Below are 9,742 nucleotides of genomic sequence, written 5' to 3'. Positions count from 1 at the left end.
TGGCAGTAAGAGGCGATGAAGGACGTGATACTCTGCGATAAGCCATGGGGAGCTGAGAATAAGCTTTGATCCATGGATCTCCGAATGGGGCAACCCACCTGACAGTTTGTTATAATTGCCGCTCGCGGCAGCTTATAACGGGCTGAAACAGGTACTAAAGATCTGAATATATAGGGTTTTTAGAGCAAACCCGGGGAACTGAAACATCTAAGTACCCGGAGGAAAGGAAATCAACAGATACTCCCCTAGTAGCGGCGAGCGAACGGGGACCAGCCGAGATCGATGAGTGACTGGAACAGATTGGAAAGTCTGGCCATAGCGGGTGACAGCCCCGTACAGGAAGCTCTGAGATACGTATTAAGTAGGGCGGGACACGTGAAATCCTGTCTGAAGATCGGGGGACCACCCTCGAAGGCTAAGTACTCCTTACTGACCGATAGCGAACCAGTACCGTGAGGGAAAGGTGAAAAGCACCCCGACGAGGGGAGTGAAACAGTACCTGAAACCGAACGCCTACAATCAGTCGGAGGCTCCTCGAGAGCTGACGGCGTACCTTTTGTATAATGGGTCATCGACTTGGTCTCACAAGCAAGCTTAAGCCGTTAGGTGTAGGCGCAGCGAAAGCGAGTCTTAATAGGGCGATTGAGTTTGTGGGATCAGACCCGAAACCGAGTGATCTAGGCATGACCAGGATGAAGGTAAGGTAACACTTACTGGAGGTCCGAACCCACACCTGTTGAAAAAGGTCGGGATGAGTTGTGCCTAGGGGTGAAAGGCCAATCAAACTCGGAGATAGCTGGTTCTCTGCGAAATCTATTTAGGTAGAGCGTCATCCGAATACCCTCGGGGGTAGAGCACTGGATGGGTAATGGGGCCCCACAGGCTTACTGATCCTAACCAAACTCCGAATACCGAGGAGTACTAGATGGCAGACACACGGCGGGTGCTAACGTCCGTCGTGGAGAGGGAAACAACCCTGACCTACAGCTAAGGCCCCCAATTCGTGGCTAAGTGGGAAAGCAGGTGGGACGACCAAAACAACCAGGAGGTTGGCTTAGAAGCAGCCATCCTTTAAAGATAGCGTAACAGCTCACTGGTCTAAATAAGTTGTCCTGCGGCGAAGATGTAACGGGGCTCAAGCCACGAGCCGAAGCTTAGGACTGCGCAAGCAGTGGTAGCAGAGCGTAGTGTGACATAATTCCATGTCTCCTTACCGTCCTTCGGGGCGGGTTGGAGACGCGGAGTTTTCTGTGAAGCCCGGGCGTGAGCCATCGGGTGGAGAGATCACTAGCGAGAATGATGACATGAGTAGCGACAAACAGGGTGAGAGACCCTGTCGCCGAAAGTCCAAGGGTTCCTGCTTAAAGCTAATCTGAGCAGGGTAAGCCGACCCCTAAGGCGAGGCCGAAAGGCGTAGTCGATGGGAACCAGGTTAATATTCCTGGGCCATGTAGAGGTGACGGATTGCGAGGGTTGTCAGTCCTTATCGGATTGAACTGGCAGCTTAGCGGTCCCTGGAAATAGCCCTACTATAAGATCGTACCCTAAACCGACACAGGTGGACTGGTAGAGAATACCAAGGCGCTTGAGAGAACGACGTTGAAGGAACTCGGCAAAATACCTCCGTAAGTTCGCGAGAAGGAGGCCCAGTTTCTACGCAAGTATTGGCTGGGGGCACAAACCAGGGGGTGGCGACTGTTTACTAAAAACACAGGGCTCTGCGAAGTCGCAAGACGACGTATAGGGTCTGACGCCTGCCCGGTGCCGGAAGGTTAAAAGGAGAGGTGCAAGCCTTGAATTGAAGCCCCGGTAAACGGCGGCCGTAACTATAACGGTCCTAAGGTAGCGAAATTCCTTGTCGGGTAAGTTCCGACCTGCACGAATGGCGTAACGACTTCCCCGCTGTCTCCAACGTCGACTCAGCGAAATTGAATTGCCTGTCAAGATGCAGGCTTCCCGCGGTTAGACGGAAAGACCCCGTGCACCTTTACTACAACTTCACACTGGCATCAGGCCAAGCATGTGCAGGATAGGTGGTAGGCTTTGAAGCAGTGACGCCAGTCGCTGTGGAGCCATCCTTGAGATACCACCCTTGCTTTGCTTGATGTCTAACCGCGGACCGTTATCCGGTTCCGGGACCCTGTGTGGTGGGTAGTTTGACTGGGGCGGTCGCCTCCCAAACAGTAACGGAGGCGCGCGAAGGTTGGCTCAGAGCGGTCGGAAATCGCTCGTTGAGTGCAATGGCAGAAGCCAGCCTGACTGCAAGACTGACAAGTCGAGCAGAGTCGAAAGACGGCCATAGTGATCCGGTGGTCCCGAGTGGAAGGGCCATCGCTCAACGGATAAAAGGTACGCCGGGGATAACAGGCTGATGGTGCCCAAGAGTCCATATCGACGGCACCGTTTGGCACCTCGATGTCGGCTCATCTCATCCTGGGGCTGAAGCACGTCCCAAGGGTACGGCTGTTCGCCGTTTAAAGAGGTACGTGAGCTGGGTTTAGAACGTCGTGAGACAGTTCGGTCCCTATCTGCCGTGGGTGTAGGATACTTGAGAGGAGTTGCCCCTAGTACGAGAGGACCGGGGTGAACGATCCACTGGTGGACCAGTTGTCGTGCCAACGGCAGTGCTGGGTAGCTATGATCGGAAAGGATAACCGCTGAAGGCATCTAAGCGGGAAGCCCCCCTCAAAACAAGGTATCCCTGAGGACCGTAGTAGACCACTACGTCGATAGGCCGGAGATGTAAGCGCTGTGAGGCGTTCAGTTGACCGGTACTAATTGTCCGATAGGCTTGATTTGATCCAGTAGAAGCAAGGCAGCCTGAGGGCACTTGCTGCTGGACAGAAGTCGCACCTCATTGACTTGGATATCTGATGACCACGGCGGGCGCCAAAGGCGCTCGCCCGTGTTCCTTTCTCGGTTTGGTGGTAATAGCACGAGCAAAACACCTGGCTCCATTCCGAACCCAGCCGTTAAGTGCCGTAGCGCTGATGGTACTGCGTCCTAAGACGTGGGAGAGTAAGTCACCGCCAAACCTAGTAAGGAACACTCTGATCTCTCGTACGATGATCAGCACAAATTGGCGCGGGATGGAGCAGTCCGGTAGCTCGTCAGGCTCATAACCTGAAGGTCGTAGGTTCAAATCCTACTCCCGCAACCAACTTCCGCGAAAATCGCACCATCACGCACGGCGCCGAGCTCATCCGGCGCCGATTTGCGTAGCATCTCCAGTAAGTTGCCCTCGATCGTCAGCCGATGCGCCTTCGCCTCGGCGTCCCAATCGACGTCGATCCGGTCGATCAGCTCATGCAGCTCGTCGGCCGCGCGTCCGACAACGCTCTCCTCGGAGAGGCTCGCCGCGAGGTTCCCGACCATCTCCTGATAGAGCTCGGGCAGTCCCTCTGGCAGCTCGATATCCGGCGGAACAATATCGCCACGCGTCGCCGTGAGGCGTGCGAGGTCGGCATCGATCTTCTGAAGCTCGGCGACGAGCGACTCCGAGCCCAGCCCCTGCTTCGCCAGGGCAACCAGATTGCGTTGCTCCACCTCCAGCTGCCGCACCCGCGCGTCGTGAAGGCGCAGCGTGTCCTCCGCGGTGCCTTGTGCTGCCTTCAGCTGGTGGTGCACGCGATCCCGGAACCGTGCGTAGGCCTCGGGCTTCATCAGATCGGCGCGCAGGGCCGACAGGACCAAGGGCAGGGCGACGCTCTCTCGCAGGCCCCGGAAGCCCGTGCAGACGCTCGGGCCCTTCTCCTTGGCGTCGGCGCAGTAGTAGGTCTTGTATTTGCCGGCCCCGGCGACGGTCATCCGTCCGCCGCAGAGGCCGCAGTGCAGAAGCCCCGACAGCAGATACTTCCGGCGCCGGAGCGTCTGGCTTGAGGACAGCCGGTTCCGGTCGGTGGTGGGCACCTTGGACCGTCGCTTCGTCTGCGCCGCCTGGCGCGCCTTCACGGCGTCCCAGAGGTCCTGATCGACGATCCTGAGCTCCGGCACCTCGACGACCTGCCACTCGCTCTCGGGGTTCAGCGTCGAGCGCTTCTTCTCGGTCTGGTGGTGCTTCGTGTAGGAGAGGCGCTTCCAGATCCGACGCCCCATATAGAGCTCGTTGTTCAGGATGCCGGTGCCGCGCGCGGCGTTCCCGTTAATCGTGTTCTGCTTCCAGTGCCCCGACGATTTTCGCTTCGAGCCCACGGACGGGGAGGGGATGCCCTCCTCGTTGAGGCGGCTGGCGATCTTGATGGGCGAGACGCCGGCGGCGTAGTCGCGAAAGATGCTCCGCACGACTGCGGCTTCGATCTCGTCGATGGCCAGGGTGCCCTTCACCGGAGCGCCGCGCTCGTCGGTGCCGGGGCGGTATCCGTAAATGCGACCGCCGCCGCTCAGGCCCTTCAGCACCTTGCCCTCGATGCCGCGGCGCACCTTGTCCGAGAGCTCCTCGAGGAACATGGCGCTCATCATCGAGGAGAGCCCCAGCGTGAGCGCATCCACCTTGCCGCGCCCGACCGTGTGGATCTCGACACGCGCGGTCTTCGCGGCCTTGTAGAAGCCCGCCAGATGCTCCTGGTCGCGGGAAATCCGGTCGAGGGACTCGGCGAGGACGATGTCGAACGTCCCCTGGTGGAGCGCGTCCGACAGGCGCGTGAAGTCCGGCCGGGTCCGTGCCGCCGTGCCGCTGATCGCGCTGTCCGAGAAGCGCTCGACGATCGTCCAGCCCTGCTGCCGGGCGTAGCGCTCAGCCTGCCGGAACTGGTCCTCGACCGACATCGGGTTCTGCAAGTCGGTCGAGTAGCGGGCGTAGAGCGCGACGCGGCGGGGCTGCTCGAAGCTCGAATGCTGAGTCATGAATGGGTCTCCCGTGCGTCGTAGAGCGCCTCGATAAAGGTGCCGGCGCCGTTGGCGGGGGCCAGAATGGCGTCGAGATTGACCGTCTGCGTCGCGCAGCACAAGTCGGCCCCGTGCTGCCGGCAGAACCGGGCGAAGGCCTGAACCCGTTCGGGATCGCGCGAGATGCGGGCCAGATCCGTCGCGATAACGGCCTGTGCCCCGCCGCTTGCGATGCGCTCCCGCAGGATCGTCAGGCCCGTGGGCTCCGCCACCCCGCCGACGCCGGTGTCGACGACGACATCAAGGATGCGCCAGCCTCGCGCGGCGGCGTAGTCGGTGCAGAGCCCGCGCTGCTCACCGATTGCGACGTCGCTCGAACGGGCCGAGCGCCGGTAGAGAAGGGCGGTGGTGCCAGTGGTCATGGTCGTCTCGTCGTCGGACTGTGGCGCGCACGGCGCCGTTGAACTTTCTGTCGCAGGAGAATGAGGACATCGTATGGCCGCAATCCCGAGTAGAGTGGAAACATCGCGTCAGGCGTTGCGTCCTTTGCCTCCCGCTCCTGCGAGAGCTTGCGGACTGCGGCTTCTGCGAGAAGGTCGATCAGTCTGTCGAGCGGCATCGGCGGAGTCCTTTCCTGTTCGGGCAATGAACAACCGACACGGCGGACGCCCACCCGAGGTCCCGCACACAGGTGGCCGAAGAGCGCCCGCGGGTCTCCCGCGGGCGCGTCTGTCTCGTTCAGCGGAGCAGCAGCGCGGCGTGCACGAGCAGCAGCAGAACGATGGCGGCGCGCACGATCAGAAACTCGTGCCGGCGCAGCCATAGTCGCGTCAGGAGGTGGCGGCGGGACATGGGGGCTCCTACAGTCAGGGTGATGAGGTCGGCTTCGGCGCCGGTCTCTTGGTCGCGCAAAGGGGCAGGGCGGATGTGCAACCTCTATTCGTTGTCGAAGGGGCAGTCGGCGATCCGTGAGCTCGCAAGCGTCTGGACCGACCGCACAGGCAACCTCGCGCCGCAACCGGCGATCTTCCCGGACCAGTCGGCGCCCGTCATCCGCATGGGCGAGGAGGGCCGGGAGCTGGTGATGATGCGGTGGGGCATGCCGTCGCCGAAGGGCGCCCTGAAGAACCGCAGGACCGATCCCGGCGTCACGAACATCCGCAACCTCGGCTCGGCGCATTGGCGGCGCTGGCTCGGCCCGGAGCACCGCTGCCTCGTGCCCTTCACCAGCTTCTCCGAATATCGCGTCGAGCGCGACAAGTCGCGAACCCCCGTCTGGTTCGCGCGCGGCGAGGATCGACCGCTGACCTTCTTCGCCGGGATCTGGACCCGCTGGACCTCCGTCCGGAAGCTCAAGGAAGGCGAGGTCGAAGCCGACCTCTTCGGCTTCCTCACAACCGAGGCCAACGCCGTGGTCGGTTCCGTTCATCCCAAGGCGATGCCGGTGATCCTTACCGAGCCCGAGGAATGGAAGACCTGGCTCACTGCGCCGTTCGGCGAGGCCAAGGGCCTGCAACGGCCGCTCTCCGACGAGACGCTCCAAATTGTCGCCGAAGGGCAGCGTCAGGACCCGCATAGTAAACGAACGGTAGGTTAGTTGGCTGCTCGACCTAAAGCCGCACTGCACGAAGGATAGATTTACCGTTCGCGGAATGATCGGCGAATCCTCGTGCTGCAATCGTAGTCGGGGCTCTCGGCGGCATTGACTCAGCGTCACAACCGCACTATAGTTTGTATCGAGGGAGCATTAGCTCCCAACGACATAGACGGGCTAAGCATTCGGTGCTGCCCAATATTTTAGGGGCCGCTGCTCAAAAGGTGCGTCGTCGCGCTTGCAGCAGCGGCCTCAACCGCTATGTCAACTTTCCGATCCGCATAGCCAAAGATACCTCCGAACCAGCGGCGAAAAAATCCCGGCTTTACCAGATTATCTATTTCTGTCGCGAGTTGAGAAGGGTTGATATCCGTTCGTCGTAAGATTTCAGCCATTTCGTGGCATGCCAATTCATCTTCTCGGTTGCCTTCGACAGGCTCCAAACTTGAGAGTCTCTCAAGCAGTGCCTGTATTGCGGGTTCAATGGATCTGGGCCCTGAAAGCTTCCCGGAAGCGACTTGTCTGAGATAGAATGAGTGAGCGTAAGAAAGAACGCGAACTTGAGTGTAAAACAATCGCGCTAATCTTTCCCTGGGCGTCTCGTCCGAAAGTGAAGCAACTGATGGTATAGCTGCAACGTCGAATGATTGCTTTTGAGTCCCGGACCTGCTGAGGAAGATCTCGAGGTTTTCATCGCCGAATAATTGGCGCCTCTGTCGATCTTTCTGTAGGTTTGTTTCTCGCCCAGATCGAATAAAAACGAATGGTGATCCGACACCCACGTATGTCTTGCCGATTTTTTCTAACTCGAAGCTTTTTAATGCTGCGTTCTTAGTGCTACTGAGGATCCAACCGTCCCGAAGTGCCGGCGCCGCCGCCGAAAAAGGTTGCGTGAATTTCCTTCCGTCCAGAAGTTCAATGCGAACATTTTCTTGCAATATTTGGGCGGCAAGCTCTTCTGCGCTATACTTCACGTTGCCTTCTGAAAAAGCAACCTCATCAATGGATCCATCATTAAGTCGGAAGCCAAGTTCAAAACGACCAGACATTTCACCGTCGAAATAGAACCGTCTGTAAATAGGATATGCCACAATGGCGCGTTGTAATTTTTGGATTGGCCGCAGGAAGTATTGAGTTGGATACCTTATCAGATTATTGCAGTCAGCATAATAGTTTTCACCAGGGTAGCCCGAGCCCGACTTGGTTCTTGTGTGGATTTCTCCAAAGCCACGCGCGAATTTCGCTTGCGGGTCGCTTTGCCCCCATGCCGGACGTTCCAGGCGCCCGGCGCGCTCGTGGTGCAAGTTCCGAAGATCGGCAAGCGGAAATATGATGGAGAAATACATGTCGCCTCAGTTTTACCTATTTTGAGACACTGAAGCAGATAAGCCGTCCATAGTCCATCGTCGCCGCCTGGCATTCTCTATGGTGAGCTTGCTGTTCGCAAAGCTCGAGCTGGGCCGATTTCACTGGCTACCCCGGTTCACGTCTCACGAGTCGGAATGGCGGTTTCTTATTCTTCGCCGGGACGGTCACTTCTTACGCAGTCGCCAACGCGTTCGGCTGTGGTATCCAGCTCTCTTTTGACAGCACCCAGGAGTTTGCTCAAAAAATCAAGGATTGGCGCGCCGGCATCGTCGTAGCAGCGACGGAGCATTGGTCGCCGGCGCGCCTTCTGGCGGGTGATCCAGTCCCGTCAGCGGGGCCGCAGGGGCCCTCAAGAGCGGCGCCCCTCGGGGCGCCGTTGGGTTCAGTCCGGATGCAGGAGCTGGAAGCTCAGCCGGATCGCTTCGGCGAAGCGGAGCGCCTCCCGAGCCGCGCCATAGAGACCCTCCAGTGGAGGCAGTGCGGCTTGAAGCGCTTCGGCGGCCGGGCTCCGCACCTTGTGCGTGTCGAAGGCCTCCGTGGAGCCGATCAACTTGTCGCGCGGAATGGGCACCTGCTCTTCGGTCGTGCCGGCAGCAATCGCGGTGCGCATCTCGCCGAGGACGGCATCGACATAGAAGTGCAAGCTCGGATCGATCCACTCCTCTGCGTCCATCGCGACGATGAGATCGTCGACGGCGTTTCCGGCGTCGTCGGGAAGGTGCGGACGCACGCGTGTCAGCAGGTGGCTTTCCATACCCTGCATCCGTTGCAGGAGGGAGCTGGTGAGGTCCACCTGCTGCTCGAACAGGGTCCGCGAGACGGCTTCGCTCATTCGCGCACCGCCTTCCTCGCAGGCTCTGTGGATCGCGGAGCTCGATGCTCCATGGGGCGCGAGCGCCGGAGCCCGCCTCGCCGTCGCGATCGGCGGTCCGCAGCGATGTCGGCCTCGGCGTGGATGCGGCCGCGCACCGCGTTCATGTCGTCGAACGGAGCACCGTCGAGCCGGCCGAGCACGGCAGAGCCCGTCGCTCGGCAGATGGCGAAGCCGCTGTGTGTCAGCGGCACCAGGAGGCGGCGTGCGCCGACGAAGCGGGTCGGCTCGTCGAGACCGGCGGGCAGGTATTCGTCGCGACGGCGAACGTGAACCTCGTAGCCGACGTTGGACCGTCGGCGCGAGGTCGTTCCGTAGGCGAGAAGGGCGTAGCGCTGGTCGTCCCGCGTCTCGATGTCGAGGACCAGGCAGGGCCGGGCTTTCGGCTTTCCAGTGCTGGCTTCCTCCGCGAGCGGGAAGCGGAAAGAGACGATGTCCCCGTAAGACAGATGGTCGCGCCAGGCTGGCGTCATCGTGAGGATGGTGTTGGTCGTGTCGAGCATTGTCGGCTCCTTGAACGTGGATATCCGACGCGCGTGATCGTCCCCTTCTATCCTATGGGCCGGGGCCTTCCGTCGTGCGCGTCACAAGGCGCGCGCACGACGGAAGGGACTGGCCCTGCTCCCCTGATCTGCGTTGCTCCCTGTCCTGTCGGGAGAGCGTCGAGAGGGTGCCCCTTTCGACCCCGTCGGGAGACGAGCGGAGATAGGTTCGGGAAGACGTGCGGAACGCTCTTCCCGGGAGTTGGGGGAGGTTCGGAGGCGAGCGCGGAGCGGCATCCTCCGGGAGCAGGGGGTCTTGGGGGAGTGCGGAACGATGACCCGAGCCCGTCGGGAGACGCCAGGGGGTGCAGGGGGAGTGGCGAACGAAGACCCTGCCCTGGGTGTCCAGAGGGGCGGCGCGCTCTCTGGTCCGGCTGAAGGTCCCTGGCGGGTTCGGGAGGGCGGAGCGTCTCCCGAGCGGCGCGTCAGCGGCGCTGGGGTCCGGGGGCGTCAGCCCCCGGCGAACGACAGCTGGAACGCAGGCCCGCAGGGCCGGAGTGCCAGCTGATTAGTGAGTAAGTAGCTGGGCAACTCGGGAACCCT

6 protein-coding genes, 1 tRNA gene and 2 rRNA genes (1 of these 9 running past the window's edge) are annotated in these 9,742 nt (G+C 60.5%); 4 read left to right on the top strand and 5 right to left on the bottom strand.

Annotated features, from left to right (window positions below; genetic code table 11):
• The 3 genes from I8N54_RS17660 to I8N54_RS17650 all read left to right on the top strand — a co-directional run.
• Positions 1–2,799: ribosomal RNA gene (locus tag I8N54_RS17660) — 23S ribosomal RNA — on the top strand; it begins 34 nt to the left of the window's first position.
• Positions 2,800–2,920: 121 nt separating this feature from the next.
• Positions 2,921–3,035 (top strand): 5S ribosomal RNA (rrf, locus tag I8N54_RS17655).
• A 48-nt stretch (positions 3,036–3,083) separates the two neighbouring features.
• Positions 3,084–3,160, top strand: a tRNA-Met gene (locus I8N54_RS17650).
• Here the strand turns inward: I8N54_RS17650 and I8N54_RS17645 are convergent.
• Both I8N54_RS17645 and I8N54_RS17640 read right to left on the bottom strand, forming a co-directional pair.
• Positions 3,139–4,842 (bottom strand): recombinase family protein, encoded by a 1,704-nt coding sequence (locus I8N54_RS17645; protein WP_140196862.1) that lies wholly within the window; start codon positions 4,840–4,842, stop codon positions 3,139–3,141. The two genes, I8N54_RS17650 and I8N54_RS17645, sit on opposite strands and share 22 nt — an antisense overlap.
• Entirely contained in the window at positions 4,839–5,246 is a 408-nt protein-coding gene (locus I8N54_RS17640) for a recombinase family protein (protein WP_140196860.1), read from the bottom strand. The genes I8N54_RS17645 and I8N54_RS17640 overlap by 4 nt, the downstream gene beginning before the upstream one ends.
• A gap of 503 nt (positions 5,247–5,749) precedes the next feature.
• Between I8N54_RS17640 and I8N54_RS17635 the strand changes: the two genes are divergently transcribed.
• A complete protein-coding gene (locus I8N54_RS17635; RefSeq protein WP_140196858.1) occupies positions 5,750–6,421 on the top strand; it encodes an SOS response-associated peptidase in 672 nt (223 codons plus the stop codon).
• Positions 6,422–6,621: 200 nt separating this feature from the next.
• Here the strand turns inward: I8N54_RS17635 and I8N54_RS17630 are convergent, their stop codons facing one another.
• The 3 genes from I8N54_RS17630 to I8N54_RS17620 form a co-directional block, all read right to left on the bottom strand.
• Positions 6,622–7,764 carry a hypothetical protein gene (locus tag I8N54_RS17630; RefSeq protein WP_140196856.1) on the bottom strand — a complete coding sequence of 381 codons (1,143 nt, stop codon included), beginning with the start codon at positions 7,762–7,764 and terminating at the stop codon, positions 6,622–6,624.
• 404 nt (positions 7,765–8,168) lie between these two features.
• Positions 8,169–8,618: a hypothetical protein gene (locus I8N54_RS17625; protein WP_140196854.1), complete on the bottom strand. Its 450-nt coding sequence runs from the start codon at positions 8,616–8,618 to the stop codon at positions 8,169–8,171.
• On the bottom strand, positions 8,615–9,160 hold the full coding sequence (locus I8N54_RS17620; protein ID WP_140196852.1) for a hypothetical protein: 546 nt from the start codon (positions 9,158–9,160) through the stop codon (positions 8,615–8,617). The genes I8N54_RS17625 and I8N54_RS17620 overlap by 4 nt, the downstream gene beginning before the upstream one ends.
• Positions 9,161–9,742 lie beyond the last annotated feature (582 nt).

The organism is Pelagovum pacificum (assembly GCF_016134045.1).
Classification (GTDB): domain Bacteria; phylum Pseudomonadota; class Alphaproteobacteria; order Rhodobacterales; family Rhodobacteraceae; genus Oceanicola; species Oceanicola pacificus_A.
Note: the sequence above shows the minus strand (reverse complement) of the source record. Positions and strands in the feature narration are given on the sequence as shown.

Coding starts and splice junctions, on each gene's coding strand:
- I8N54_RS17645 (WP_140196862.1), bottom strand. CDS start 4,842: ATGACTCAGCATTCGAGCTTCGAGCAGCCCCGCCGCGTCGCGCTCTAC.
- I8N54_RS17640 (WP_140196860.1), bottom strand. CDS start 5,246: ATGACCACTGGCACCACCGCCCTTCTCTACCGGCGCTCGGCCCGTTCG.
- I8N54_RS17635 (WP_140196858.1), top strand. CDS start 5,750: ATGTGCAACCTCTATTCGTTGTCGAAGGGGCAGTCGGCGATCCGTGAG.
- I8N54_RS17630 (WP_140196856.1), bottom strand. CDS start 7,764: ATGTATTTCTCCATCATATTTCCGCTTGCCGATCTTCGGAACTTGCAC.
- I8N54_RS17625 (WP_140196854.1), bottom strand. CDS start 8,618: ATGAGCGAAGCCGTCTCGCGGACCCTGTTCGAGCAGCAGGTGGACCTC.
- I8N54_RS17620 (WP_140196852.1), bottom strand. CDS start 9,160: ATGCTCGACACGACCAACACCATCCTCACGATGACGCCAGCCTGGCGC.